Origin of the sequence: Streptomyces spiramenti (genome assembly GCF_012034385.1) — a bacterium.
Lineage (GTDB): Bacteria > Actinomycetota > Actinomycetes > Streptomycetales > Streptomycetaceae > Streptomyces > Streptomyces spiramenti.
The window spans coordinates 1-26,071 of sequence record NZ_JAAVJB010000050.1; the positions used below are offsets into that span (position 1 = coordinate 1).

A 26,071-nucleotide genomic window follows, 5' to 3' on the forward strand; every position below is an offset into this window, starting at 1 on the left:
GGCGCGGGCCCCGTGGTGACGCGGGCCGCCCGGCAGGTGCCGGACGCCGCGAGCGCAGCGGCGACCCGGGCGGCGGAGTCGGCGTCCGCCGCCAGGAACGCGCAGCTCGGGCCCGAGCCGGAGACGAGAGCGGCCAGCGCTCCGGCCTCGCGGCCCGCCGCCAGGGTGTCGGCCAGTGCGGGCCGCAGCGACAGCGCCGCGTCCTGGAGATCGTTGGCGAGGGCACCGGCGAGACCGGCCGCGTCCCCGTCGCGCAGCGCCGCCAGCAGCTCGGGGGCCGGTTCCGGTTCGGGGACGGCGGTGTCCCCGCGCAGCCGGTCGCACTCGCCGTAGACCTTCGGGGTGGAGAGCCCGCCGTCGGCCAGCGCGAACACCCAGTGGAAGACGCCGCCGACCGGCAGTTCGGTGAGCACCTCACCCCGGCCGCGGCCGAGTGCGGCGCCGCCGACGACGGAGAACGGAACGTCGGAACCCAACTCGGCGGCGATGGCGAGCAGTTCGTCACGAGGCGTGGCGGTGCCCCAGAGGGCGTCGCACGCCAGCAGCGCGGCGGCGGCGTCGGCACTGCCACCGGCCATGCCGCCTGCGACCGGGATGTCCTTGTCGATGTGGACCGCGACGTCGGCGCGGCGGCCGTGGTGCGCGGCGAGCAGTTCCACCGCTCGCCAGGCGAGGTTGGTCGCGTCGGCCGGTACCAGCTCGGAGCCGGGCCCGACGCAGCTGACGCGCACGCCGCCCGTCTCGATGTCGGCCTCGGTGACGGTGACGCGGTCGTGCATGTCCACCGCGAGGAAGACGTTCGCCAGGTCGTGGTACCCGTCGGGTCGGACCGGGCCCACGGCGAGCTGCACGTTGACCTTGGCGGGGGCGGTCGCGGAGGCGGAACGCGGCGCGGCGCCGACGACGGGCCCGCCCGCCGGGCCGCCAGGGGTCCGCGGGTCGGGCGCGCTCTGCGGGTCGGGCGCGGCGCCGGTGGCCGACGCGGGGCCGGGCTCGGGACGTGCGGTGGTCACGCTGCCTCCTCGGTGGCGCGCCGGGGGCCGTGCTCGGCGATCCGGGCGAACTCGTCCACGGTCAGTGCCTCGCCGCGCGCCTGCGGAGAGACCCCGGCGGCCGTGAGGGCCGCCTCGGCGGCGGCCGGGGAACCGGCCCAGCCCGCCAGCGCCGACCGCAGTGTCTTCCGCCGCTGGGCGAACGCCGCGTCCACCACGGCGAAGACCTCCAGCCGGGACGCGGTCGTGACGGGCGGATCGCGCCGGACGAGCGACACCAGGCCGGAGTCCACGTTGGGGGCCGGCCAGAAGACGTTGCGCCCGATGGCGCCCGCGCGGCGGGTGTCGGCGTACCAGGCGGCCTTCACCGACGGCACGCCGTAGACCCGCGAGCCGGGCGGAGCGGCCAGCCGGTCGGCGACCTCGGCCTGCACCATCACCAGCGTCCGCTCGATCGACGGGAACTGCGCCAGCATGTGCAGCAGCACCGGAACGGCGACGTTGTACGGCAGGTTCGCGACCAGCGCGGTCGGCGCCGGGCCCGGCAGTTCGGTGACGCGCATCGCGTCGGCGTGCACCAGGTCGAACCGCTCGGCGTGCTCGGGGGCGCGGGCGGTGACGGTCGCCGGGAGGGCCGCCGCCAGCACGTCGTCGATCTCCACCGCGGTGAGGTGCCCGGCCGCGCGCAGCAGCGCCAGGGTCAGCGAGCCGAGGCCGGGGCCGAGCCGTGGTTCTCCCGGGCCGCCGAGTCCGGCAGCGTGGACGCCGCCTTCAACCTGGGCATCCTCTACGCGCAGCGCGGCGACACCACCCTGGCCCGCCGCTGGTACGAGCACGCCGCCGAGTCCGGCCACGCCGAGGCGGCCCTCCAGATCGGCATGGAGCGCCTGCGGGAGAGCCGCACCGACCGTGAGCGCGCCGCCGCCGTGCGGATGCTGCGTGCCGCCGCCGAGGGCGGCAGCCCCGAGGGCGCCTTCCGGCTCGCCTCCTGGCTGGAGCGAGCCGCGGCCTCCGGCGAACTCCCGGAGATCACCGAGGCCCGCGCCGACCGGGCCGTCGTCGGCGGTCCCGCCACCGGGACCGGCGCCGACACCGACCAGGACGGCCGGCCCGAGTACGAGCGCTGGTACGAGCACGCCGCCGAGCGCGGCCACCGCCGCGCCCAGGTGCGCGTCGGCATGGCCGCCGCCACCCGCGGCGACATCGTGGAGGCCGCCGACTGGTACCGCCGCGCCGCCGAGGCAGGCAGCAGCCACGGCGCCTTCAACCTCGGCCTGCTCCTCGCCCGCGAGGGCGCCGAGCCGGAGGCCGCGCTGTGGTGGACCCGGGCCGCGGAGGCGGGCCACGGCCGCAGCGCCCTGCACCTCGCGCTGCTCGCCTCCCGTCGCGGCGATCTGGGCCAGGCCGGCGAGTGGTGCGACAAGGCCGTCGAGCTGGGCCCCGACGCGGTCGCCGAGCGCGCCGCCCGCCTCCGCGACGCGCTGCGCACCGAGCTCACCGCCTGACTGCCCGCCGCATCCGGCGCCGGTCAGTCAGGGAGAACGGAGCTGCCCGGAGGGGGTGTGCCCGGACCTCGCCGTGGTCCCGGAGACGCAAGGTCGGATGGTCGCGCCCCTGGCGCACGGAGAAGCCCCACCGTGCTGGGCGGGTTCTAGCGATCCTCGTAACACCCTGGATTTCGGGGAGTTGCGGGGAGCGTGGGTTGTGGGGACGTGAAGGCAAGGTGCTTCGAGTCGCGGACGGGAACGGCGCCCGTGTTCGACGCGATGCCCGGGGCCCACTCGACGCACGAGCCGTCGGTGTTGCTGTAGGAGGACGTGACCCACCGGGTCACGTCGGCTGTGGTCGTCACGGGGTGCCGCTCTGTACCTCTTCGATCATGGTCACCTATGTCGCCTGAGAGAGCGATACGGCCTGAAGTGGTGTCCTGGTCCAGCAGCGGAGGCGCCGGCCAGCCGACTCTCGCCGCTGTGGTTCGGAGAAGCCGGGCAGAACTGTCGAGCGCAGAGCCTCCGGCGACCGGCCCCCGCGTCGGGAGAACGGCCGGTCTGCCGCAGCTGTGCGCAGTGAGGCCCCGCTTCACTTCCCGCTGGAGAGGCCAGGATGGAATCGTGGTCGTCGGGACGGTATCGGGGTTGAAGCGCGTGCGACTCGATCTGAACTTAACGCAGGAGGAGGTGTGCACGCGGCTCAACGCGATCACGGGCGGCGCGGCAACGCCGACGCTGCTCAGCGCGTGGGAGTCGGGGAGAAAGCGGACGGGGCTGCGGAACCGCCGCGGGTTGTGCGAGCTGTACGACGAGGACACTCGCTTGCTGTTCGCGCATCGGGATGGTCTGGAGGCGACGACGAGCCTCGCGCGCAGGGGTACGGCCAACGTCGAGCGCCTGCTGACGAGGCACGTCGATCTCGTGGCAGCCATGGTCGAGGTAGTACGTGGTGCTGAGAAGTACCTGGTCGTCATGGGGTCGAGGTCGCGTGAGCCCGGCTACCTGGCGGCGATCGAGCGTGTGATCGCCGAGGTGCCGGACCTCGTCCACTACCGGGTGCTGTACGGGCCGCCCCGCCGGGGCGAGCTCGATGCGCACGTGGCACGACTGTTGCAGCTGCGGGACCCGATGTCTCGCCGCAACGGGGTGCAGACGCTGCACATCGGCATGGTCGAGCCGCGTTCTGCGCTGGAGCGCAACTTCGTTGCCTCGGAGCGTGCTGCCGTGGTTCCGTTGCCCAGCTTTCACGGCGCAGATGGCTTCGACTGTGGCGTGCTGTTGGGGGCTGAGGTAGCGGCAGGGCTGGTGCAGCACGGGCGGGAGGCGTGTGCGTCGGCGCGCCCAATCCACACGGCACAGGCGTTGCGGCGCTTGTCCGAGGCAACCCGTGAGGGAGAGACGTGAGCGACGGTATCGACTATCTGGATGTCGGCACGAAGAACACCGACTCGGTGGTCCGCCTGGCACAGAACCTTGTCCGGCTGCCCAGCCGAGGCGGGATCGATGACTACGGTCCCGTGCTGGGATGTGTCGAGTCCTGGTTGACCGAACGCGGCCTTCCTCATCGCCGTCTCTTCGGGGCGGACGGAGAGACGGTGGGTCTGCTGGTGGAGGTCGAGTGCGGCCGGCCGGGGCGGTGGTGGACGCTGGACGCCTGCCTGGACACCGCCCCGTACGGCGATGAGAGCGCCTGGACCTTTGGCCCGACCGTCGGGGATGTGTCGGACGGCTGGCTGCGGGGGCGTGGCGCAGCGGACAGCAAGCTCGCGGCCAGCATGTTCTGTCACATCGCTGAGAGCGTCCAGCGCGATGCGGCCCGACTGTCCGGGGGCCTGAGTGTTCTTCTGGACGTGGACGAGCACACGGGGCACTTCGGTGGAGCACGTGCCTTCCTGTCGGACGAGCGGGCGCGGCGTCCGGACGGAGTGATGATCGGGTACCCGGGGTTCGACCAGGTGGTGGTCGGTGGCCGTGGACTGTGGCGGGCGGTCCTGACAGTGCACGCTACGGCGGGGCACTCGGGTTCCAGCAAGAGCGTCGTGAGCGCGGTTACCCGTGCCGCGCGGCTTGTGCAACTGCTGGACGCCAGCGCGCTGCCGGAAGCTGATGAGCGCTTTCCGTTGCCGGCCAAGCTGACGGTGACGTCAATCAGCGGTGGAAGCGGGTGGTCGGTGACGCCGGACCGGGTCGATCTGCACGTAGATGTGCGCCTGACACCCGCGCTCGACGGGTCGAGCGCCGCGCAACTGGTCCGAAGCGTCGTAGCGCAGCTGGACAGCGAGCTTCCGCCGCCGGCTCCCACGCAGATCGAGGAAGTCGCTTGCTGGCCACCGTTCCGGGTCCCGCGCGACGCCGAACCCGCGGCGGCAATCCTCGCAGCGGCTGAGTCGCTCAGCGTCCGAGTCACACCGAAGACCGCGGGCCCGTCGAACATCGGAAACCTCCTGGCCGGGCACGGCGTCCCGGCAACCGCCGGCTTCGGTGTGGCCTACGAGGGGCTGCACGGGACGGACGAGCGTGCTCAGCTCGCTCAACTTCCCCTCGTTCACGCCGTCTATCACCGCACGGTCCTCCAGCTCCTCAGCCGCCCCGGACCTGCACAGATACCAGTTGTGTAGTCGATCCTGCGCCCACCGGGGCGCAGGATCGCGTTGCCGTTCTTTCGAATCACGCGGTCCCAGTCCCGGGCTGTGCGTTCGTGGACGCCGACCTGCGCGGCAGCGTCCCGCCGCCTCACCCCGGCCGCGCGAAGCCGGTCGTACTCGGCCCGGCCCGGGTGCCCGCTCGTCCCCTCCGACACCTCCGCATCGTACGCCCCAACAGCCCACAAAGAACGAAGAGTTATTGATCGGGAGGCCCCTGGCTACGGGTGGGCCACGTGGCGGGCTGTCTTCACAGCGCGGGAGCATCGCGGCTCACGTGTGGGGGCGCACGTCAGGACTGGAGTGAAGTCCGCCCGAGCCGCATGGAAGCATCCGGCCCTTGACCGTGCCCGATCCGAACCCGAACAGGACTCCGGCCGAAGCTCCTCCGAATGGTCGGCCGCACGGTCGAAGCCGCCCTGGACCGTCAGGACGAGACACGACTCGAAGTGTTTTGCCCTCGACCACTGGCGTCCGGAACTATGTCCCGCATGGCCTCCTCGAAGCAGTTCGACCCCGCATCCGGGACCCGCGATTTCCTCGCAGCCGAGTACGAAAAACGCGAGCACGCATTCGCAACGATCCGCACCGTGTTCGCCCGCTACGGCTTCCAGCCGCTCCAGACCCCTGCTTTCGAGCGGCTGGACGTCCTCACCGGCAAGTACGGAGACGAGGGCGACAAACTGATCTTCAAGATCCTCCGACGCGGCGAGCACGAAGCGAGCGGAGAGGCTGATCTCGCCTTGCGCTACGACCTCACCGTCCCCCTGGCCCGCGCGGCAGCGGCATACGGCAGCCAGCTCCCCTCCCCGTACAAGCGGTACGCCATCGCCCCCGTCTGGCGTGCGGACCGGCCGGGCAAGGGACGATTCCGCGAATTCGTCCAGTGCGACCTGGACATCGTGGGCTCATCCTCACCCCTGTCGGACGCCGAGGTAGTCCTGGCGCTGCACGACGCTCTCGACTCACTCGGCGTGCCGGAGTTCCGTTTCCTGGTGAACTCCCGGCACGCCCTGTTCGGTCTGCTGGAGGCGTACGAGGTTCCCGACGAGCTTGGTTCCGGCGCGCTGATCACGCTGGACAAGCTCGACAAGCTCTCTCCGGAAGCCGTTGTGAGCGAGCTGGTAGCCAGTCGCGGGCTGTCACAGGAGATGGCCCGGGGCTTGGTGGACGATCTCACGGCACCCGATGCGGTCGAGCGTGTCCGGACCCGGCTGAAGTCCAGCGAAACCGGTCAGGCAGGTTTGGCCGAGGTGGACCAGCTGCTGGTGCTGACCAAGGACACGATCCCTTCTGAGCGGATCGGGTTCACGCCGAACCTCGTGCGCGGGCTCGACTACTACACCGGCATCATCTTCGAGGTGGTCGCTCCCGACGTGCCCGGGTCGATCGCATCCGGAGGACGCTACGACAGCCTTATCGGGCGTCTCGGAGGCAAGGACGCGCCTGCGTGCGGCGGGTCCCTGGGCATCGAACGCATCCTGCCCCTGCTCTCGCAGTCCGAGGAAGCCCCGTATGCGCAGATCGACGTAGCCGTCACAGTCATGGGGGAGGAGCAGGCCGCCGACAGCTTCCGACTGGCGGCCCAGATCCGCCGAGCCGGAGTCCGCACGGGTGTCTATCTCGGGTCGAGCGGGAAGTTCGCCAAACAGATGAAGTGGGCCAGCGACCAGGGGGCCCGATTCTGCGTGATTTACGGCGCGACCGAGCGCGAAGCCGGTACGGTCACGCTGCGGGACATGGACAGCGGCGAACAGGTCCAGGTCCCGTTCGATCAGGCCGCCGGAGACCTCTTCCGGCGGTGCGCACCATCCAGTTGACGCGCAGCGGACCTGTTCCGCTGCCGACTCGTTCCGAGGAGAAGCGGATGGGAACGCAAGGCGATCGCATCTTCGAGATCACGGCCGAGCAGGGGTTTCCGGACCCCTGGCTCAGCTTCGGGGACTCTCTCTGTGACGAGGCAGCCCTCAGCACGGAACTGACCCGCGCCATCAGCACGGCGCGCAAGGAACGCACGGACGAGACGCACGCCGAGGTCTCTCGCGTGTTCGAGGCGAAGAAGGCCAACCTTCTTCGCTGCGCGGGCATCCTCGACCAGGTACTCAGCGACTACGACGCATCCGGCATGTGGAACGTCCTGAACGAGCGAGCCACCAGGCTGGACGTTCAGGACGTGCTGGAGACGTGGGGCCGAACGCAGGGCCTCCACCCGTTCCCCGTCGTGCTCCGCAGCCTCGAATTCAACTGGGGCTACATGAAGGAGCACGGCGTACGGGCGTTCTACGAGATGACGCGTGGCTACGTCTCACGGCTCCAGGACAACACCGCGCGGTGGCATGAAGCCTGGAAGGGCGAGGCCGGAACCGGAATCGTGGACCGCATCACGTCCATTGAATGCGACCTGGCCAGCATCGAAGCCCCCATGCACTGCGACGTGTGCAAGAAGACGATCACGGCGCTGCTCTACCTCGACGAGTAAGCCGCGGTGACGCCGTGGGCATAGAGGAGCCCCCCCGCTTCGGCACCCGACCTGTCCGGACTTCGCCAGCCGAAACGGGGGCCTCTGCCCGGCAGCGGTTCGGGTCGCCTGCCCAGGAGCGCGGGATGTCCAGTTCGCGGTCCACCGCCGCGTGACCGCGCTCGCCGGCGTGGATGAGGTAGACGGCGAGCTGGGAGTTCTCGATCCGCCCGGCGGTGCCGGTGTACTGGCGCTGGACACCGACCGTGTGGGCGCCCTTCTTCGCATCGCCGGTCTCGTCGACGACCAGCACCGCTTCCTCGTCGTGGAGGTGCGCGACGACGTACTCGCGGACATCGTCGCGGACGGCGTCGGCTTCCCAGGAGGCCCGGCACAGCAGGTGCTGCATGCCGTGCGGGCCGGCCTCCCCGGCCCACTCCGCGATCGTGTTCTTACGCGGCAGGTCCGACAACAGGCCCAGCACCAACCGTCCGGCCCGCGGCCGGTCGTACTCGGCCCGGCCCGGGTGCCCGCTCGTGCCCGACTTCCCCCGACCACGCATACCAGCCTTCCGAGCCCATGCGAACGCCGTGTTGCGGTTCACCCCGACCGCACGGGCCGCAACCGAGATACTCCCGCTCTCCCGGCCCAGCGCCTCGAAGAACCTCACCTTCAACTCCCCACGACCCACGGCCCCCGCAACTCCCTGAACTCCAGGGTGTTGCGGGGACCGACAGAACCCAAGCTGGGCACGATGGGGCCGTCTGCGTCGCGCACGTTCAGCGGTGGAGCGAACCTGACTTGACGCCGTTCACGAACGCGGCGAACGCGCCCGTGGGCACCGCGAGGGTGGGGCCGGCGAGGTTCTTGGAGTCGCGCACCGACATGACCCCGGCGAACCCGTTTGACGCCTCCAGGCAATTTCCTCCAGCGCCATCGCTGTAGGAGGACGTGACCCATCGGGTCGAGCCGGTCGTGGTCGTCATGGGGTTCCCTTCCGTACGTCTTCGATCATGGCCACCGATGCCGCCTGCGAGAGCGAGCCGACAGTGCGCTGATGGTAGGCCCTCGCCATGGGGACGAGTCCCTGATCACAGAGAGAAGCCCCACCGTGCTGTGACGGTGGGGCCGTCTGCGTGGCGCACGTTCAGCGGTGAAGCGAACCCGACTTGACGCCGTCCACGAACGCGGCGAACGCGCCCGCGGGCACCGAGAAGGTGGGGCCGGTCGTGTGCTTCGAGTCGCGGACGGGGACCACGCCATGCGAAGCGGTGAGGTTCGCGGCGACCTCGACGCACTGGCCGCCGTTGGCGCTGTAAGAGGACTTGAACCAGCGGGGGGACTCGGTCACGGGGTTCCCTTTCGTACCTGTTCGATCAGGGCTACGGATTGCGCTTGTGAGAGCGCTTCAGCCTGTAGTTGATGGTAGGTCGTGAGCAGTGGCAGCACGAACCTGTTGTCTCGCTCAAGGTGGCCTCGTTGAGCAGACTCCGCGTAGGACATCAGTGACCTGTCGGGAAGCGTCAAGATCGTCACCGGCAGGTTGAAGGGGCGGCGGACCCCCATCGCGAATGGCGCCACCTGGATGACGTAGTTCGGGCGGTCGGCGAGTGCTTCCAGGTGTTCGAACTGCTCCCGCATGACCGCGCTGTCGCCGATGGGCCGCCGGATGCAGCTCTCGTCGAGCGTGACGAACACCAACGGTGGGTGACTGCGTGCAAGCGCCGCTTGGCGTTCGGCAACCAGCGTTATGCGCTCGGCTGCCTGTTCTGCGGCGACAGCCCCTCTCTTGACCTCGCTCGCGACCAGCTCACTCGTGTAGGCGGACGTCTGCACCAGGCCTGGTAGTACGCCTACTTCGTACAGCCTGATCTCAGTGGCACGGCCTTCGTGCCGGACGTACTCAGGGAACCCCTCCAGCAAGGTCCCGTACTGGATCTCGCGCCACTGGCGTTCGAAGTTGCCGATTGCTCCGCCAAGTCCGAAAGCCTCATCCGCACTGCGCGCCAGCCGCAAAGTAGGCATCTTGCGCCCGGTTTCCACGGCGGAGATGTGAGTGCCCGAGTAGCCCATGCGGCTACCTAGCCTCGATCTTTCGTGAGGGTCCGCCGGCGGAGTCGGCGGACCCTCACGCTGTCCGTGGCTGAGGCCGGGCAGGATGGGGGCCCGTGTGTCGCCTCGGGTGGGCGCCGGGTTCCACTGTTCCGGTCGGGGTGGTGCTGGTGGTCGGGACGGGTGAACCGTTGGTTATCCGGGGTTGGGCAGGAGTGCGAGCCGTTCCAAGGCGCCGGTGATCAGGTTGGTCCAGGGCCAGTGCCGGGTGAGGCGGAGGATGCGGCGGCGGCCGGTGGTGACGAGTTGGGCGGCTGCGGTGAACAGGCGGAGCCGTAGTCGGCGGGGTTCCCAGAGCCGGGCGGTGCCGGTGAGGGCGAGCATGGGCATCCAGGCCAGCAGGTCGAGGGTGAGCTGGACGATCTCGAGCCAGATCTTGTTCTGGGCTGTGGTGTGGAGGGGCAGGTTGCGCAGTCCGGTTGCCCGTGCGGCCCGGATCCGGTCCTCCGCGCGGGCCCGAAGCCGGTGGCGGAGTTCGAGTTCGGCGATCGGGGTTGTGGGGGTGTTGGTGGCGAAACAGGTGATCCGCATGCCGTCCGCGTCGGTGATCCTCAACTGCGCGCCGGGGTGTGGCCGTTCCTTGCGGACGATCAGCCGCATCCCGCTCGGCCAGCTGTCGAGCAGGTCGCCGGTGAGTTCGGCGATCCAGGCCCCGTCGCGGATCTCACCATTGGTTTCGACGGCCGGGGTCCAGGCCGTGGCGGGGATCTTCAGGACGTGTTCGTGGATCTGCTCGGTGATGACCATGCCGACGGAGTAGGACAGCCAGCGCCCGCGCTTGGTCAGCCAGTCCACGAAGTCGTGGGTGCCGCCGGCGGAGTCGGTGCGGATCAGTGTCTGCCGCCCTCGCCGGTACTTCTTCGGTAGCTGGGCCAGAGCGAGCTGGGCGGTGGTGATGTGGTCGGCTGCGGTGTTGGAGCCCGCGTTGCCCGGCCGCAGGAGAGCGGCGACCGGCTCGCCGGTTCCGCCCGGGCCGTGATCGACAAACGCCATCAGCGGGTGGTGGCCATAGGTCTTCTTCCAGGTCGCGGCAGCGTCCTGCTTCTCCGAGTGCGCGATCACGAGGACACCGTCGAGATCGACCGTGACCTGCCCGTCGGCGTCCGGGGCGTTCTCACCGGCCAGCGACCAGACCCGGTCACGGACGTCGGCCCGTGCGGACCGGATCGCCTGCAAAGCCTTCTCTTCGGAAGCGGCGAGGGCGTCGATCAGGCGGGAGACGGTCGGATCGGAGGCGACCGGACCGAAGACGGCCGGCTCGCACCGCAGTGCCGCGATGTCCGCGAGACAGTCCCCGCCCTGCGCGACCGCCAGCGCCAGGTCCAGGAGGATCTTGCCGGGATCATGGACGGCCCGCGGCTTGCGCCACGGAGCCAGAGCTGACGACATGACCTGGTCAAGACCGGTCTTGCGGACCGTCTCGACCAGCAGGACCGACCCGGCCCGCGAGACCACGGCCCGGCCATCGTCCCGGACACGGAGATGAGGGTAGGACCCGGTACGCTGTTTCACCTGGGAAGTGCCTCCGACAGGGGCGGGAACAAGGACCTCAGCAATCCTCATTCTCGCTGGTCAGAGGCACTTTCTGCTTTGCTGACCGCCTACCGGACAACACGCTTCATGAAAGCGCGAGGCTAGCTCTTCTTGCCTCCAGGCCCGTTCCTCTCTCAGTCTGCGCATACGGGCCCCGAAGGCTGCCTGAGGGCTCCGTTCAGGGTCCAACTCCTTGAGGTTCACCATGCCCGCACTCAATCTTCCTTCACCAACGACAAGTTGAGGCGCGGCCAACCCTAGGCGACTCTGTGACTCCTTGGTAGTGGTATCGCTACGGAGAGGAATGGTCGTGTGTTCTGATCTTCAGTCCGGCGACGAGGGTGAAACAGAGGCTTTGCCGGTGCCTGCCCCGGCGGATGACGAGCCGGTGACTCCGACTGCCGAACTTGTCGTCACATCGGTGGAGTTGGGACGGGTTGTCGAAGCGCATCTGAGAAGGTTGAGGGAGCGGTGAACGGCGGCTACCGGTTCGCCCGGTTCCAGCTCGTGCGTCGGTCCGGTCCGCTGGTCTTCCGGGTGCAGTGCGAGGTCTGTGCGGAGATCGGCCCGCAGGCGGAGACCGGGGACGCGGCCATGATGTGGGCCGTCCTCCCCCGGGGCGACCAGCCGGCGGAGCAGTGCCAGTACGCGACGCCGGTCCCCGCGGTCTTCCGCGAGTGGGCGGCGGGCACCGAGTTCCGCGCGGTGCAGTGCGCCGCCCTGGCGGACGGACAGCCGATCAGTGCGAACGCCCGGGGCCCGGACCGTGTCTGCGGTTCCGCCGATGTCGAAGTCCTCTACTCGCTGGCAGCGCGCCCGATCCTCCGTCCCGTCCTCGCACCCTTCGGGAGCAGCAGTGTCGATCCTCGATGATCCTCGCGCCGCAGCGGTGCGCTTCCCCGCCGCCGAGACACGCACCGGCGACTTCCTGACTTTGGCCGGCTCGTGCCTGCCCGTCACCGCAGCCGCCCACCGCGGCGGCACGACGTGGCTGGAGCTCGACCGATGCGTGCGGGTACAGCTGCACTCGCACACCGAGGTGACGGTGATCCGGCCCGTCCGCCCGGCCCGACGCGCACGACCCGTGCGACCGGTGCGCGCCTCTTGGACGCGCTGAACCCCACAGACCCCGCCCCTGCCGGGAAGACCAGCGGTTCTCCCCTTCTCCGCGACGGCCCCGGCAGGGGCGGCGCACCACACGGACACAGGAGAATGTGTGACCATCCCCTACGTCGTCGCCGCTTCCACCGACCGAGCGGTGCGCGAAGCCGCCCTGACCGCTGAGTGCGGGCCCCGGGGTGCCCGTCTTGCCTACCGCGTGCCGCGCGAGGGTGACCGTGACCACCACGGCAACCTGGGGGTCCGCATGGAGTCCGCCGGCGGAGGGGCGTCCTATGCTCGGCCAACTCCGCCGGACGCACCCGGCCGCGCCGACGCGACGAGGGCGCCGCACCGGTGGCGCGGCTCCCTCGTCGGGGGTCGGTGGCACGGCGTCAGATGCTCAGCCCGATCTCCCGGGCGATGCCGTCGCAGAACTCGTCGAGGTCGCCGGGGTTGCGGCTGGTGAGCAGCGTCCAGCCGTTCTCACCGCACCGCACGAGGGGGCGGTCGACCCAGCTGCCGCCCGCGTTGGTGATGTCGGTGCGGAGGCTGTGGTACGAGGTCAGCGTCTTACCGGGCAGGAGCTTCGCCTCCACCAGCAGCCACGGGGCGTGGCAGATCGCCGCCACCGGCTTGCCCGCGGTCGCGAAGCGGCGGACCAGGCTGACCGCCTCACCGGTGACGCGCAGGTTGTCGGCGTTGACGGTGCCGCCGGGGACGACGAGCACGTCGAAGGCGTTGGCGTCCACCCGGGCGAGCGTGGTCTCCGGTTCGACCGTGACGTCCTTGTCGGTGTCGTGCAGGAAGGTCTGGACGGCCTTGGGGTCCTCGGCGGCCAGTACCACCTCGGCGCCGCGTTCGCGCAGGTTGTCGCGGGGGACGATCAGCTCGTCCCGCTCGACGCCGATGTTGCTGCTGATGATCAGGACACGGATCGGGGTGTTCTCGGGCATGGGAGGCGGATCCTTTCCGGGAACGGTTGTCCCAGTGTGGAGAAGCGGCCGAACCGGTGCAAAAGGAGTACGGCGAACGGCCTACGGGGCGTCTCGTATGCCCGGCCGGCCCCCGGGGATGCGTGCGGCCGGCGGGACGGTCGGTGCCGGGGGTGGCGGGTGGGGCGGAGGGGCAGCGGCTCCGCCCCGGTGGTCAGCCCGCCTGGTCGCTGTCCTTGAGGGTGCCCCAGCCGTGCCAGCGCTCCACCTCGATCCAGGCGCTGTACCGGGCGCGGTCCCGCCGCGGGTACGGCTTGCCGAGGTAGTGCCGCGCGAGCCGGTCGATGTCGGCGAGGTCGGCGTCCTCCCGGATCTCGACGACCCGGCCGACGATGCTGATGTGGGTGTACCAGTTCTCCGCGTCCAGCGCGGTGAGAGTGACCCGGGGGTCCGCGCGGATGTACTCCAGACGCTTGCGCCCCTCGTCCATGTTGACCAGCACCCGGCCGTCGGGCTCCCAGAGGTACCAGGTCGCGGTGGAGACGGGTTGGCCGTCCGGCCGGAGCGTGGTGACGGTGGCCGGGTTGGGCCTGCTCAGCATGCGGGTGGCGGGCTCGGGCAGCGGGGGCTTGGACACGGCTGGCTCCTCGTGGTCGGTCGCGGGTGGCGGTTGTCCGGGCGGCTACCCCGTCCACGGTCCCCGCAGCCCCGCCCGTCCGCGCGGCGTGGTCGCGCGCCCCGGGCGGCCGGTCAGGCGGCGGCGAACGCCGCGCGGGCCAGCCGGTGGAGCAGTGCGGCGGTGGCGTCGCGGTCGGGCAGGGTCCGGTGGCGGCTGATGTGCGGCGTGGAGTTCAGCAGCCCGAAGACGGCGTGCACGGCGGCCCGAGCGTCCGGTTCGGAGAGGTCCGGGTGGGCCGACCGGGTGACCGTCACCCAGATCTCGACGTACTCGCGCTGGAGGCGGCGGACACGGCTGCGCTCGTCGGGGGGCAGTTGGTCCAGCTCGCGGTCGTGCAGGGTGATCAGCGCGCGGTCGTCCAGCGCGAAGTCGATGTGTCCGCCGATGAGGACGTCGAGGGTGCCCGCCGGTGACAGCCCCTCCGCGGCGGCCTGCTCCGTGCGGCGCACGCCGCCGTCGCGCAGGCGGGTGCTGATGCCCACGAGGAGTTCGGTGAGCATCGCGTCCTTGCCGGGGAAGTGCCGGTAGAGCGCGGGACCGCTGATCCCGACGGCGGCCCCTATCTCGTCGACGCCGACCCCGTGGAAGCCGCGTTCGGCGAAGAGCCGCGACGCCTCCCGAAGGATCTGGCGCCGCCGGGTGGCCGCGGCGACGGGTGCGGGTCGGGCCGCTCCGGTCCGCTCGGCGCGGCGGCCTGCGGACGGGCTCCCGGGGGGCTCGGTGGAGGCGGTCGGACCGCCCGGGGTCGGCCGGGTCATGCCTCCCATTCTAGACAGCGGCGTTAGTCGGCGTTAACCTCGCATCAGGAGTGGTTAACGCTCACTAACCGAGTGGTCCACCCACCGGACACGGCCCCGTGCGCGGCGGCCGTCACCCAGGCCAGGAGGGTCATGTCGCAGGCACTGCCGCTCGGAACCACCGCCGATCCGACGAGCGACTCGTACCGTGCCAACGTTGCGGCCCACGAGGGGCTCGCCGCGGAGCTCCGGGGGAAGCTGGCGGCGGCCCGCGCCGGCGGTGGCGAAAAGGCCCGCGCCCGGCACACCGCCCGCGGCAAGCTGCTGCCCCGCGACCGCGTGGACACCCTGCTGGACCCGGGCTCCCCGTTCCTGGAACTCGCCCCGCTCGCCGCCGACGGGCTCTACGACGGGCAGGCCCCCGCGGCGGGCGTCATCGCGGGCGTCGGCCGCGTCTCCGGCCGGGAGTGCGTGATCGTCGCCAACGACGCCACCGTCAAGGGCGGCACCTACTACCCGATGACGGTGAAGAAGCACCTCCGGGCCCAGGAGGTGGCGCTGGAGAACCGGTTGCCCTGCCTCTACCTGGTGGACTCCGGCGGCGCCTTCCTCCCCATGCAGGACGAGGTCTTCCCCGACCGGGAGCACTTCGGCCGCATCTTCTACAACCAGGCCCGCATGTCGGGCAGCGGCATCCCCCAGATCGCCGCCGTCCTCGGCTCCTGCACCGCCGGCGGCGCCTACGTACCGGCGATGAGCGACGAGGCGGTCATCGTCCGGGACCAGGGCACCATCTTCCTGGGCGGCCCCCCGCTGGTGAAGGCCGCGACCGGCGAGGTCGTGACCGCCGAGGAGCTGGGCGGCGGCGACGTCCACTCCCGCGTCTCCGGGGTCACCGACCACCTCGCCGAGGACGACGCGCACGCACTGCGCATCGTCCGCAACATCGTCGCGACGCTGCCCGCCCGCGGTGCGCTGCCGTGGCACTGCGCACCGGTGGAGGAACCGGCCGTCGACCCGGCCGGGCTCTACGGGGTCGTCCCCACCGACCCGCGGACCCCGTACGACGTCCGCGAGGTCATCGCCCGCATCACCGACGGCTCCCGCTTCCAGGAGTTCAAGGCCGAGTACGGCACCACCCTCGTCACCGGCTTCGCCCGGATCCACGGCCACCCCGTCGGCATCGTCGCCAACAACGGCATCCTCTTCGCCGAGTCCGCCCTCAAGGGCGCGCACTTCATCGAGCTCTGCGACCAGCGCGGCATCCCGCTGCTGTTCCTCCAGAACATCTCCGGCTTCATGGTCGGCCGCGACTACGAGGCCGGCGGCATCGCCAAGCACGGCGCCAAGATGGTCACCGCCGTGGCGTGCGCGCGGGTGCCCAAGCTCACCGTCGTCGTCGGCGGCTCCTACGGCGCCGGCAACTACTCCATGTGCGGCCGGGCCTACTCACCCCGGTTCCTGTGGATGTGGCCCAACGCCAAGATCTCCGTCATGGGCGGCGAGCAGGCGGCCTCGGTGCTGGCCACCGTCAAGCGCGACCAGTTCGAGGGGCGCGGCGAGGAGTGGTCCGCCGAGGACGAGGAGGCTTTCCGCGCCCCGGTCCGCGAGAAGTACGAGAGCCAGGGGAACGCCTACTACGCCACCGCCCGCCTCTGGGACGACGGCGTCATCGACCCGCTGCGCACCCGGACCGTCCTCGGCCTCGCCCTCACCGCCTGCGGCAACGCCCCGCTCGGCGAGCCCGGCTACGGCGTCTTCCGGATGTGACCGGGTGACCGCGCACCGACGGGCCGCAGGCCACCACCGCACGACGACCGGCCGGGGAGCCGCACCGCGGCGCACCCAGGGAGCAGGGGAGATGTTCGACACCGTACTGGTCGCCAACCGCGGCGAGATCGCCGTACGCGTCATCCGCACGCTGCGCGCCCTGGGGGTGCGGTCGGTCGCCGTGCACAGCGACGCCGACGCGGACGCCCGCCACGTCCGCGAGGCGGACACCGCCGTGCGGATCGGCCCCACGCCGGCCGCGGCGAGCTACCTCTCCACCGAACGACTGCTGGCGGCGGCCGAGGCCACCGGCGCCCGCGCCGTCCACCCCGGGTACGGCTTCCTCGCCGAGAACGCCGCCTTCGCCCGCGCCGTGACCGACGCCGGCCTGGCCTTCGTCGGGCCGCCCGCCGACGCCATCGAGCTGATGGGCGACAAGATCCGGGCCAAGGCCACCGTCGGCGCCGCCGGGGTACCCGTCGTGCCCGGTTCCGCCGGCTCCGGGCTCAGCGACGACCAACTCGTCGCCGCCGCCGAGGAGATCGGCATGCCGGTGCTGCTCAAACCCTCCGCGGGCGGCGGCGGCAAGGGAATGCGGCTGGTGAGGGAACCGGGGCGGCTGGCCGACGAGATCGCCGCCGCCCGCCGCGAGGCCCGCGCCTCCTTCGGCGACGACACCCTCCTCGTGGAGCGGTGGATCGACCGGCCCCGCCACATCGAGATCCAGGTCCTCGCCGACGGCCACGGCACCGTCCTCCACCTCGGCGAACGCGAGTGCTCGCTCCAGCGCCGGCACCAGAAGATCATCGAGGAGGCGCCCAGCCCGCTGCTGGACGAGGCGACCCGGGCCGCCATGGGCGCCGCGGCCGTCGAGGCCGCCCGCTCCTGCGGCTACCGAGGCGCGGGCACCGTGGAGTTCATCGTCCCCGGGGACGAGCCCGGCGCCCACTGGTTCATGGAGATGAACACCCGCCTCCAGGTCGAGCACCCCGTCACGGAGCTGATCACCGGGGTCGACCTGGTCGAGTGGCAGCTGCGCGTGGCCGCCGGCGAGCCGCTGCCCTGGGCGCAGTCCGACATCCGCCTCACCGGCCACGCCGTCGAGGCCCGCATCTGCGCGGAGACCGCCCGCCGCGCCGCCGACGACCCGGGGCGGGTCGACTTCCTGCCGTCCGCCGGCACGGTACTGCTCCTGCGGGAGCCCACCGGCGACGGCGTCCGGGTGGACTCCGGCCTGCTGGCCGGCACCGAGGTCTCCACCAGCTACGACCCCATGCTCGCCAAGGTCGTCGCGCACGGCCCCGACCGCCCCACCGCACTGCGCCGGTTGCGGGCGGCGCTCGCCGCCACCACGGTGCTCGGCGTCGACACCAACGCCGCCTTCCTCCGCGCCCTCGCCGACCTCCCCGCAGTGCGGGACGGCGACCTCGACACCGGCCTGGTCGACCGCGAGGCGGCCGGTCTGGTGCCGGAGGGTGTACCCGAGGAGGTCTACGCCGCCGCTGCGCTGCTGGGCCAGGCCGCCCTGGCGCCCGCGGACACCGACGGCTGGCGGGACCCGTTCGCCGCCGCCGACGGTTGGCGACTGGACGGCACCGCCTGGACCACCCACCACCTGCGCGTACCCGGCCACGAGCCGGTCGCCGTCGCCGTACGCGGCGCGGGGGCGGCGACCGAGGTACGGGTGGGCGACCCCGAGAGGGCCGTGCCCGTGGCCGCCCGGCTGCTGCCCGCCGCCGACGGCGAGGTCCGCCTGCTCCGGGACGGCGTCCAGACCACCTTCGCCCACGCCGTCTCCGGCGGGACCCACTGGCTCGGCCGGGACGGCGCCGGCCTGCAGGTGCAGGCCCACGACCCGGTCGCCGCCGCCCTGCTCGGCGCGGCCGGTGCCCACGGCGCGGACGCGCTGACCGCGCCGATGCCCGGGACGGTCACCGTGGTGAAGGCCCGGACCGGCGAGCAGGTCACCGCGGGCCAGCCGCTGCTGATCGTCGAGGCGATGAAGATGGAGCACGTCATCGCCGCCCCCCACGACGGCACCGTGGTCGAGCTGGACGTGCGACCGGGCACCACCGTCGCCATGGACCAGGTCCTCGCTGTCGTCGACCCCGGCCCCGCCGCCGACCCGGACGGCCTCCCGTCCCCCGGCGCGGGCCACCACCAGGAGGCACCCCGATGACCGGCACCCCGGAAGCGCCCGGCACCCCCGCGGCCCACGCGCCGCTGCCCACCGTCGTACCGGCCGCGGGCATGCCCGCCCGGGTGCGCATCCACGAGGTCGGCCCCCGCGACGGGCTCCAGAACGAGCAGACGGTGGTCCCCGTCGCGGACAAGGCGGAGTTCGTGCGCCGGCTGGCCGCCGCGGGACTCGGCACCGTCGAGGCCACCAGCTTCGTCCATCCCCGGTGGGTGCCCCAACTGGCCGACGCCGCGGAGCTCTACGAGCTGCTGGCGGCCGACCCCGCGCTGCGCGGAGTGGACCTCCCCGTCCTGGTCCCCAACGACCGCGGCCTGGACCGCGCGCTGGAACTCGGCGCCCGGCACGTCGCCGTCTTCGCCAGCGCCACCGAGTCCTTCGCCCGCGCCAACCTCAACCGCACGGTCGAGGAGTCCCTCGCCATGTTCGAGCCCGTGGCCGAGCGGGCGGTCGCCGCCGACGCCCGGGTCCGGGGCTACGTCTCGATGTGCTTCGGCGACCCCTGGGAGGGCGCCGTGCCCGTGGAGCAGGTGGTGCGGGTCTGCCGCGCCCTGCGCGACATGGGGTGCGCGGAGATCAGCCTGGGCGACACCATCGGCGTTGCCACCCCCGGTCAGGTCGAGGCCCTCCTCGCCGGCCTGGGCGCCGCCGGGATCGGGCCCGACGTGCTCGCCGTCCACTTCCACGACACCTACGGACAGGCCCTGTCCAACACCCTCACCGCACTGCGGAACGGCGTCACCACCGTCGACGCCTCCGCCGGCGGTCTCGGCGGGTGCCCCTACGCCCGGAGCGCCACCGGCAACCTCGCCACCGAGGACCTGCTGTGGATGTTGCGCGGACTGGGCATCGAGACCGGCGTCGACCTGGACCGCCTCGCCGCCACGAGCGGCTGGATGGCCACCCGCCTCGGGCGGCCCAGCCCCTCCCGCACCGTGCGCGCGTTGTCGGTGCCGTCCCACAAGGAGCCCTGAGATGTCCCTGGACCACCGCCTCGCCACCGAGCACGAGGAACTGCGCCGCACCGTGGAGGCGTTCGCCCACGACGTGGTGGCGCCCCGGATCGGCGAGCTCTACGAGAACCACGCGTTCCCCTACGACATCGTCCGCCAGATGGCGGAGATGGGCCTGTTCGGCCTGCCGTTCCCCGAGGAGTACGGCGGCATGGGGGGCGACTACCTCGCGCTGTGCATCGCCCTGGAGGAACTGGCCCGGGTCGACTCCTCCGTCGCCATCACGCTGGAGGCGGGGGTCTCCCTCGGCGCCATGCCCATCTTCCGCTTCGGGACCGAGGAGCAGAAGCGCGAGTGGCTGCCGCGGCTCTGCTCCGGCGAGCGGCTCGCCGCCTTCGGGCTCACCGAGCCCGACTGCGGCTCGGACGCCGGGGGCACCCGCACCACCGCCGTCCGCGACGGCGACGAGTGGGTGATCAACGGCACGAAGTGCTTCATCACCAACTCCGGCACCGACATCACGGCGCTGATCACCGTCACCGCCGTCACCGGCCGCCACCCGGACGGCTCGCCCCGGATCTCCACCGTGATCGTGCCCTCCGGCACGCCGGGGCTGACCGTCGCCGCCCCCTACTCCAAGGTCGGGTGGAACGCGTCCGACACCCGCGAGCTGTCCTTCGCCGACGTCCGGGTGCCCGCCGCCAACCTGCTGGGGGAGGAGGGCCGCGGTTTCGCGCAGTTCCTCCGCATCCTCGACGAGGGCCGCATCGCGATCTCCGCGCTCGCCACCGGCCTGGCCCAGGGGTGCGTGGACGAGTCGGTCCGCTACGCGCACGACCGCCGCGCCTTCGGCCGACCGATCGGCGCCAACCAGGCCATCCAGTTCAAGATCGCCGACATGGAGATGCGGGCCCACACCGCCCGTACCGCCTGGCGCGACGCCGCGTCCCGGCTGATGTCCGGCGAGGAGTTCAAGAAGCAGGCGGCGATGGCGAAGCTCCACAGCTCCGAGGTCGCCGTCACCAACGCCCGAGAGGCCACCCAGATCCACGGTGGCTACGGCTTCATGAACGAGTACCCGGTGGCCCGGATGTGGCGGGACTCCAAGATCCTGGAGATCGGCGAGGGCACCAGCGAGGTCCAGCGCATGCTCGTCGCCCGCCACCTCGGACTCCCCGGCGCCTGACGCGGGCCCCTTTGGCACAATCACCGCATGGCGGAGATCACACAGAAGGACGGTCGCTGGAGCTTCGACGGCACGGCGCTGCGGATCGTCCCCGGCCACGGCCGCGGCGTCCACGTGCTGCGCACGCGGCTGGGCGAGATCGTCGTGCCCCTGGCGACGATCGCAGGGGTCTCCCACGAGGCCGGGCGCAAGCGCGGCCGACTGCGGCTGCGCCTGCGTGCCGGGGCCGATCCCTTCACCCAGGCCACCTCCGGGCAGCTGCAGGACCGGGCGGACCCCTACAGCCTGGAGGTGGAGGCGGAGCGGGCCCCGCTCGCCGAGTACCTCGTCGACGAGGTCCGCAACGCCCTGCTGCTGGACCAGGTCCCGGCGGACACCCCGGCCGACCGCTACCTGATGCCCGGACCTGCCGTCCCGCTGGTGCTCAACGGCTACGACGGCAAGCTCCACTTCGACGGGGAGCGGCTGCGCATCGAGTGGGGCTGGGCCACCGAGGAGGCCAAGAAGGCCGTCGGTACCCGGACGATCGTGCTCTCCGACGTCGAGGGCGTCGAGTGGCGCCGTCCCAGCTGGGAGGACGGCGGGCTGCGGCTGGTTCCCAGGGGCCCGCACGTTCCGGTCAAGCCGTCCCACGACCCGTTCTGCGTGGTCACCTGGGGGCTGCGCGAGGCCCGGGAGACCGCGGAGCTCGCGATGATGGCGGCGGCGATCACCGCTCGGCTGCCGCACCCCCACGCCGTGCCGGGCGAGGCACCGGCGGCGGAAGGGGAGCGCGTCGCGCTGACCAAGGGCGGCACCGCCCCGGAGCCGCTCCCGGCGCCCCCGGGCGAGCCTGCCGACCACGACGCGCTGCTGCGGCGGCTGCGGGAGCTCGGGGAGCTGCACCAGACGGGGGTGCTCACCGACGAGGAGTTCTCCCGCGCCAAGCAGGCGCTGCTCGACCGGTTCTGACCGACTCGCCGACTCCCCGCAGATCGTCGGCCGTCGCACCGGGGCCGTCGTCTCTGGGAGAGGGGCGAGGCGGGCCGGTCGGTGGGCCTGCGCGCGGGAGCGAGGCACCTCCGCCTGCGACCGCGAGGACCGTGACGGCCACCGGCGGGCATTCGGGCGAGGGAAGCGACACGTCTGTGCCCGATTCCGGGCAGGATTCTTGCGATCACTCGCCGAGGTCCGCAGTATTCAGTGGTGCTCGGACGCCGTACGCCCTATGACGACCTCGTCGACCACCTGGTGCGCAGCACGCCGCTGGGACCCGGCGAGGCCGCCCGGGTCGTCCTCGACGTGCTGGCGTACTTCGACGAGACGGCCGAGGAGTACGTCCGGCGGCGGCACCGCGAGCTGCAGGGCAGCGGGCTGACCAACCCGGTCATCTTCGAGCGCATCGCCGAGGAGCTGCCCCGGCGCGCGGTCGCGCCGCCCACGCTGTCCCTCAGACAGTTGCGCCGCATCGTGTACGGCTGACCCGGCCCGCCGGGGGTAGCCGACCGAAGCGGCCACGTCATCGCCGTCCGGGGCCGACCCGGGCGGGACGATACGGAAACATCACGACAGAAGCTTGCTCGGAGGAGTGGATATGTGCGGAATCGTCGGATACATCGGCCCGCGTGACGTGGCACCGCTGTTGCTGGAGGGGTTGCAGCGCCTGGAGTACCGCGGGTACGACTCGGCGGGGATCGCCATCCACAGCAGCGGCAAGGGCGGCGGCCTGAAGACCGTGAAGAACAAGGGGCGGGTCCGCGAGCTGGAGGCCAAGGTCCCCGCCCGCTTCGCCGGCAGCACCGGCATCGCCCACACCCGCTGGGCCACCCACGGCGCGCCCAACGACGTCAACGCCCACCCCCACCAGGACGCCGCCCAGCGCGTCGCCGTCGTGCACAACGGCATCGTGGACAACTCCTCCGAGCTGCGGGCCAAGCTCGCCGCCGACGGTGTGGAGCTGGTCTCCGACACCGACACCGAGGTCTTCGCCCACCTCATCGCCCGTTCCGAGGCGGCCACCCTGGAGGAGAAGGTCCGCGAGGCGCTGCGCCTGATCGAGGGCACCTACGGCATCGCCGTCCTGCACGCAGACTTCCCCGACCGGATCGTCGTCGCCCGCAACGGCTCGCCCGTGGTCCTCGGCATCGGCGAGAAGGAGATGTTCGTCGCCTCCGACGTCGCCGCCCTCGTCAGCCACACCCGCCAGGTGATCACCCTGGACGACGGTGAGATGGCCACCATCAAGGCTGACGACTACCGGACGTACACCACCGACGGCAGCCGCACCTCGTCCTCGCCGACCACCGTCGAGTGGGAGGCCGAGAGCTACGACATGGCCGGCCACGACACCTACATGCACAAGGAGATCGTCGAGCAGGTCGACGCGGTCGACCGCGTGCTGCGCGGGCGCATCGACGACCGTTTCGCGACGGTGCGGCTGGGCGGGCTGAACCTCGACGCGCGCGAGGCGCGTTCGATGCGGCGCGTGAAGATCCTGGGCTGCGGCTCCGCCTACCACGCGGGTCAGATCGGCGCCCAGATGATCGAGGAGCTCGCGCGCATCCCCGCCGACGCCGAGCCCGCCAGCGAGTTCCGCTACCGCAACCCCGTGGTGGACCCCGACACTCTCTACATCGCGGTCAGCCAGTCCGGCGAGACCTACGACACCCTCGCGGCCGTGCAGGAGCTGAAGCGCAAGGGCGCCCGGGTGCTCGGCGTCGTCAACGTCGTCGGCAGCGCCATCGCCCGGGAGACGGACGGCGGCGTCTACGTCCACGCCGGCCCGGAGGTCTGCGTCGTCTCGACCAAGTGCTTCACCAACACCGCGGTGGCCTTCGCCCTGCTGGCGCTCCACCTCGGGCGTATCCGCGACCTCTCGGTCGCCGACGGCAAGCGGATCATCGAGGGGCTGCGCAAGCTCCCCGGCCAGATCGCGGAGATCATGGAGCTGGAGGACCACATCGCCACTCTGGCGAAGGAGTTCGCCGACGCCAAGTCGATGATGTTCGTCGGCCGGGTGCGCGGCTACCCCGTCGCCCGTGAGGCGTCGCTGAAGCTGAAGGAGATCTCCTACATCCACGCCGAGGCGTACCCGGCCTCGGAGCTGAAGCACGGCCCGCTCGCCCTGATCGAGCCGGCGACGCCGACCGTGGCGATCGTCCCCCGCGACGACCTGCTGGAGAAGAACCGCGCGACGCTGGAGGAGATCAAGGCCCGCAGCGGTCGCATCCTCGCCGTGGCGCACGAGCCGCAGGAGAAGGCCGACGACACCATCGTCGTCCCGCGCAACGAGCCGGAGCTCGACCCGGTGCTGATGGGCATCCCGCTGCAGCTGCTCGCCTACCACACCGCGCTGGCGCTCGGCCGGGACATCGACAAGCCCCGCAACCTCGCGAAGTCCGTCACCGTCGAGTGATCACCGGGGCCGACGGCTCCCGCGGTCGGCCCTCACGGCAGCACACCCCGGACATGGGACGACCCCCGGGGTGCGCTGCCACCATGCGCACGCCCCGGGGGCCGCCACCTCGGGCCGGCGTCGCCCAACGCCGGCCGGGAAGCCACCGGTGGGGCCGTCACCTCCCACCGAGTGGCACGTTCATATACCTTTTATGCCCATCACGCTGCCGATACGCACGTGTTGGGGCGGTAAATCTGACGACTTGTCGAGTGATGCCCCCGGTCGGCGACCGCCGGCGCACCACCGCGCCCGCCGCCGTGTGCCGGGAGCCGCCACCGCCGCCGCCCCGTTCCGGGTTCACCCGGGCCTCCCCGATCGGTACCGGCACCTCCGCCGGTCCGGTCCCCGCCCGCCGGTGGCGACCATGCCGCCGAGGGCATCTCGCTTTCACGCATTCATCGTCCCGGGTCATTCGCCGGGTGTTCGCATTCCGGAGATCCGGCGCCGAGCGGTGTCACGCCCGTCCGGCGGGGAATTCCTGTTGCATTCGCGTGCACATGCATGCCGGGTGTGGTGAATCCCGGCGCGAGCGCCCTCCCCGCGAAAATGCGCCGGTCGCAGGAAATGCCGGAGGGCGGCGACCTGTGGTCGCCCCCCTCCGGCAATCTCGGAACGGTGTTCCTCGGCCCGGCCTCCCTGCGGCCGGTGCCGTACCGGGCCCGGGGCCCGGTCGTGGCTAGACGGGATCCGTCCCTACCACTTGTACCAGCGGCCTCGGCCGCCGCTCGACGTGGCGCTGCGCATGAAGAAGCCCACCAGCCAGATGACCAGAACGGCCACGGCGAACCACCACAGCACATCGAGTGCGAAACCGGCACCGAAGAGAACGAGGGCCAGAAGAAGAACCAGAAGAAGCGGGACCATTTTTATCAACCTCCAATTCGTCTGGTGCCCCTCGCCCCCCGTTCCATGCGCGAGTGATTCAGAGTTTTTTCTTCAGGTTTCCGGGTACTCGTGTGATCTTCGTTCCGCGGTGCGCCCCCGCCGGGTGGCGGCCCGCCCCCGCCGGGGAGGGGCGGCAGGTGGTGCGACCGGCCCGGGCGCCGACGGGACGCACCGCTCCCCGGGGGGCGGCTCTCAGGGGATGACGATCACTGGGCGCTCGGCGCGGCGCACCAAGCGGCCCGAGACCGTGCCGAAGACGCGGCCGAGCAGGCCGTGGGTGGAGCCCACGACGATGGCGTCGGCCGCGTACTCGCGCCCGACCTCCTCCAGCTCGTGGCAGATGTCTCCGCCCCGCTCCAGCAGGACCCAGGGCACCTCGCTGAGATGGTCCGCACACGCCAGTTCGAGGCCCAGCACCTCGGTGCGGTGATCGGGGACGTCCACCAGCGCCGGCGGCTCGCACCCCGCCCAGACGGTGGTGGGAAGGCGGTTGGCGACGTGCACGATGATCAGACCCGAGCCCGAGCGGTGCGCCATGCCCGCGGCGTAGGACAGGGCCCGCTCGCTGGAGTTGGACCCGTCGAACCCGACGACCACGCCGTGCCGGAACGCCGGGTCTCGCGACACGCACGCCTCGTCCTCCGACTCGCTCGGTGTCGTCGACGGGTCGACGACGCTCCGCTCGCGGTCGGCCGGGTCGGGAACCTCGTAGCCAGCCATCGGTATCTCGAACAGTCTCGCCGGGGGCCTCGTGCGGTGCGAAAGGACGGAGAACCGGACCGGTGGGCGGGTCGCCACGCCGTGCGGGCCGTTCCTCCAGAATACGGCGTCCTCCGGGTACTGCCCAGCTACGGGCGGGCGGCCCCGGGGCCCGGCCGGCACGGGCGCCGACCGGGCCACCGCCCGCAGCTGGGGCGGCCGGGGCCGGGGATGTCCCCGGGGAAAGGCGTGGCGCACGGGCCCGCGCG

General features: G+C 71.7%; 23 protein-coding genes and 4 pseudogenes. 13 read left to right on the plus strand and 14 right to left on the minus strand.

All coding sequences use genetic code 11. The annotated features are described in order from the left end of the window. Together HCJ92_RS08950 and rsmA are read right to left on the minus strand one after the other, a co-directional pair. Window positions 1–851: 4-(cytidine 5'-diphospho)-2-C-methyl-D-erythritol kinase (locus tag HCJ92_RS08950; RefSeq protein WP_338054089.1), on the minus strand; the 851-nt coding region annotated here is incomplete at its 3' end. A 158-nt stretch (window positions 852–1,009) separates the two neighbouring features. Next, window positions 1,010–1,717 (minus strand): annotated as a pseudogene (gene rsmA, locus HCJ92_RS08955) (16S rRNA (adenine(1518)-N(6)/adenine(1519)-N(6))-dimethyltransferase RsmA); the annotation flags it as partial. Here rsmA and HCJ92_RS24800 point away from each other — a divergent pair. Then, window positions 1,706–2,497 (plus strand): annotated as a pseudogene (locus HCJ92_RS24800) (tetratricopeptide repeat protein); the annotation flags it as partial. The pseudogenes rsmA and HCJ92_RS24800 overlap by 12 nt on opposite strands. A gap of 146 nt (window positions 2,498–2,643) precedes the next feature. Here the strand turns inward: HCJ92_RS24800 and HCJ92_RS08965 are convergent. Then, window positions 2,644–2,844, minus strand: coding sequence for a DUF397 domain-containing protein (locus HCJ92_RS08965; protein ID WP_167932940.1), 201 nt, complete (start codon window positions 2,842–2,844; stop codon window positions 2,644–2,646). A 259-nt stretch (window positions 2,845–3,103) separates the two neighbouring features. Between HCJ92_RS08965 and HCJ92_RS08970 the strand changes: the two genes are divergently transcribed. From HCJ92_RS08970 to HCJ92_RS08990, 4 genes are all read left to right on the plus strand, one after another. Continuing rightward, window positions 3,104–3,886: a helix-turn-helix transcriptional regulator gene (locus HCJ92_RS08970; protein WP_167932941.1), complete on the plus strand. Its 783-nt coding sequence runs from the start codon at window positions 3,104–3,106 to the stop codon at window positions 3,884–3,886. After that, on the plus strand, window positions 3,883–5,100 hold the full coding sequence (locus HCJ92_RS08975) for a M20 family metallopeptidase (RefSeq protein WP_338054086.1): 1,218 nt from the start codon (window positions 3,883–3,885) through the stop codon (window positions 5,098–5,100). The genes HCJ92_RS08970 and HCJ92_RS08975 overlap by 4 nt, the downstream gene beginning before the upstream one ends. A gap of 515 nt (window positions 5,101–5,615) precedes the next feature. Continuing rightward, window positions 5,616–6,944 carry a histidine--tRNA ligase gene (gene hisS / locus HCJ92_RS08985; protein WP_167932942.1) on the plus strand — a complete coding sequence of 443 codons (1,329 nt, stop codon included), beginning with the start codon at window positions 5,616–5,618 and terminating at the stop codon, window positions 6,942–6,944. Between the two features lie 47 nt (window positions 6,945–6,991). Further along, entirely contained in the window at window positions 6,992–7,603 is a 612-nt protein-coding gene (locus tag HCJ92_RS08990) for a hypothetical protein (protein WP_167932943.1), read from the plus strand. Between the two features lie 85 nt (window positions 7,604–7,688). Here the strand turns inward: HCJ92_RS08990 and HCJ92_RS08995 are convergent. From HCJ92_RS08995 to HCJ92_RS24810, 6 genes and pseudogenes are all read right to left on the minus strand, one after another. Then, window positions 7,689–8,144: pseudogene (locus tag HCJ92_RS08995) on the minus strand (IS701 family transposase); the annotation flags it as partial. A gap of 217 nt (window positions 8,145–8,361) precedes the next feature. Continuing rightward, complete coding sequence (locus HCJ92_RS09000) at window positions 8,362–8,568, minus strand: DUF397 domain-containing protein (RefSeq protein ID WP_167932944.1); 207 nt, start codon at window positions 8,566–8,568, stop codon at window positions 8,362–8,364. 161 nt (window positions 8,569–8,729) lie between these two features. Then, complete coding sequence (locus HCJ92_RS09005) at window positions 8,730–8,933, minus strand: DUF397 domain-containing protein (RefSeq protein ID WP_167932945.1); 204 nt, start codon at window positions 8,931–8,933, stop codon at window positions 8,730–8,732. Continuing rightward, window positions 8,930–9,655 (minus strand): DUF5753 domain-containing protein, encoded by a 726-nt coding sequence (locus HCJ92_RS09010; RefSeq protein ID WP_167932946.1) that lies wholly within the window; start codon window positions 9,653–9,655, stop codon window positions 8,930–8,932. Before HCJ92_RS09010 ends, HCJ92_RS09005 begins: the two co-directional genes overlap by 4 nt. 174 nt (window positions 9,656–9,829) lie before the next feature. Next, complete coding sequence (locus HCJ92_RS09015; RefSeq protein ID WP_167932947.1) at window positions 9,830–11,206, minus strand: IS1380 family transposase; 1,377 nt, start codon at window positions 11,204–11,206, stop codon at window positions 9,830–9,832. 114 nt (window positions 11,207–11,320) lie between these two features. Further along, a pseudogene (locus tag HCJ92_RS24810) lies at window positions 11,321–11,434 on the minus strand (transcriptional regulator); the annotation flags it as partial. 264 nt (window positions 11,435–11,698) lie between these two features. Here HCJ92_RS24810 and HCJ92_RS09025 point away from each other — a divergent pair. Beyond that, window positions 11,699–12,100, plus strand: a complete 402-nt coding sequence (locus HCJ92_RS09025; protein WP_167932948.1) for a hypothetical protein — start codon at window positions 11,699–11,701, stop codon at window positions 12,098–12,100. A 620-nt stretch (window positions 12,101–12,720) separates the two neighbouring features. Here HCJ92_RS09025 and HCJ92_RS09030 read toward each other — a convergent pair. From HCJ92_RS09030 to HCJ92_RS09040, 3 genes are all read right to left on the minus strand, one after another. Continuing rightward, complete coding sequence (locus tag HCJ92_RS09030) at window positions 12,721–13,281, minus strand: type 1 glutamine amidotransferase domain-containing protein (protein WP_167932949.1); 561 nt, start codon at window positions 13,279–13,281, stop codon at window positions 12,721–12,723. Between the two features lie 193 nt (window positions 13,282–13,474). Further along, a complete protein-coding gene (locus tag HCJ92_RS09035; protein ID WP_167932950.1) occupies window positions 13,475–13,897 on the minus strand; it encodes a TIGR03618 family F420-dependent PPOX class oxidoreductase in 423 nt (140 codons plus the stop codon). Between the two features lie 113 nt (window positions 13,898–14,010). Further along, window positions 14,011–14,697: an SACE_7040 family transcriptional regulator gene (locus HCJ92_RS09040; RefSeq protein ID WP_167932951.1), complete on the minus strand. Its 687-nt coding sequence runs from the start codon at window positions 14,695–14,697 to the stop codon at window positions 14,011–14,013. A 132-nt stretch (window positions 14,698–14,829) separates the two neighbouring features. On the opposite strand from HCJ92_RS09040, the gene HCJ92_RS09045 reads away from it, so the two are divergent. The 7 genes from HCJ92_RS09045 to glmS all read left to right on the plus strand — a co-directional run bounded on the left by HCJ92_RS09045 (window position 14,830) and on the right by glmS (window position 24,176). Continuing rightward, the gene (locus tag HCJ92_RS09045; RefSeq protein ID WP_167932952.1) at window positions 14,830–16,446 is read left to right on the plus strand and encodes a carboxyl transferase domain-containing protein; all 1,617 of its coding nucleotides are present in this window, start codon (window positions 14,830–14,832) and stop codon (window positions 16,444–16,446) included. 91 nt (window positions 16,447–16,537) lie between these two features. Beyond that, the gene (locus tag HCJ92_RS09050; protein ID WP_167932953.1) at window positions 16,538–18,625 is read left to right on the plus strand and encodes an acetyl/propionyl/methylcrotonyl-CoA carboxylase subunit alpha; all 2,088 of its coding nucleotides are present in this window, start codon (window positions 16,538–16,540) and stop codon (window positions 18,623–18,625) included. Next, on the plus strand, window positions 18,622–19,617 hold the full coding sequence (locus HCJ92_RS09055; protein ID WP_167932954.1) for a hydroxymethylglutaryl-CoA lyase: 996 nt from the start codon (window positions 18,622–18,624) through the stop codon (window positions 19,615–19,617). Before HCJ92_RS09050 ends, HCJ92_RS09055 begins: the two co-directional genes overlap by 4 nt. Window position 19,618: 1 nt before the next feature. Then, a complete protein-coding gene (locus tag HCJ92_RS09060; RefSeq protein WP_167932955.1) occupies window positions 19,619–20,782 on the plus strand; it encodes an acyl-CoA dehydrogenase family protein in 1,164 nt (387 codons plus the stop codon). A 27-nt stretch (window positions 20,783–20,809) separates the two neighbouring features. Beyond that, the gene (locus HCJ92_RS09065) at window positions 20,810–21,733 is read left to right on the plus strand and encodes a DUF4429 domain-containing protein (protein WP_167932956.1); all 924 of its coding nucleotides are present in this window, start codon (window positions 20,810–20,812) and stop codon (window positions 21,731–21,733) included. A 234-nt stretch (window positions 21,734–21,967) separates the two neighbouring features. Further along, window positions 21,968–22,243, plus strand: a complete 276-nt coding sequence (locus tag HCJ92_RS09070; RefSeq protein ID WP_167932957.1) for a hypothetical protein — start codon at window positions 21,968–21,970, stop codon at window positions 22,241–22,243. 112 nt (window positions 22,244–22,355) lie between these two features. Then, complete coding sequence (gene glmS / locus HCJ92_RS09075) at window positions 22,356–24,176, plus strand: glutamine--fructose-6-phosphate transaminase (isomerizing) (RefSeq protein WP_167932958.1); 1,821 nt, start codon at window positions 22,356–22,358, stop codon at window positions 24,174–24,176. A 735-nt stretch (window positions 24,177–24,911) separates the two neighbouring features. Here the strand turns inward: glmS and HCJ92_RS09080 are convergent. Next, window positions 24,912–25,082: a hydrophobic protein gene (locus HCJ92_RS09080; protein ID WP_167932959.1), complete on the minus strand. Its 171-nt coding sequence runs from the start codon at window positions 25,080–25,082 to the stop codon at window positions 24,912–24,914. 213 nt (window positions 25,083–25,295) lie between these two features. Next, the gene (locus HCJ92_RS09085) at window positions 25,296–25,823 is read right to left on the minus strand and encodes a universal stress protein (RefSeq protein WP_167932960.1); all 528 of its coding nucleotides are present in this window, start codon (window positions 25,821–25,823) and stop codon (window positions 25,296–25,298) included. Between the last annotated feature and the right edge of the window lie 248 nt (window positions 25,824–26,071).